Origin of the sequence: Microbacterium sp. K35 (assembly GCF_004794375.1) — a bacterium.
In the GTDB taxonomy this organism is placed as follows: domain Bacteria; phylum Actinomycetota; class Actinomycetes; order Actinomycetales; family Microbacteriaceae; genus Microbacterium; species Microbacterium sufflavum.
Map to the genome: position 1 here is coordinate 1 of NZ_SSDM01000397.1, position 367 is coordinate 367.

At 76.6% G+C, this 367-nt stretch carries 1 pseudogene; it reads right to left on the minus strand.

The features are described 5' to 3' along the window. Window positions 1–367: pseudogene (locus DW299_RS19295) on the minus strand (CHAT domain-containing protein); the annotation flags it as partial.

Here is a 367-nt window from a genome sequence, read left to right on the forward strand (position 1 = left end):
GGCGCCCACGAGGTCGCCGCCCAGCAGCGCCGCGTAGCCCAGGTTGTGCGTGGCCTCGGCGACCGGGCCGCGGGCGTCATGCGCCTGATACACGGCGAGGGCGCGGCGGAGGTCGGCGACGCACGCGTCGAGCTCGTGGCGCTGCATGCGCACGACCGAGCGGTTCATCAGGCAGTTCGCGAGCTCGGTGCTCTCGGCCCCGGCGGCGGAGAGCGCGTCGATGGCGCGGGAGAGCTCGGCCTCGGCCTCGGGCAGTCGTCCGCGGTGCATGAGCAGGGTGCCGAGCTGGCCGCCGAGCAGCGCCACCGTCTCGGGCTGCAGTCCCGCGCGCGCGAGGGCCGCCCGGCACAGTTCCTCGGCGGCCCTC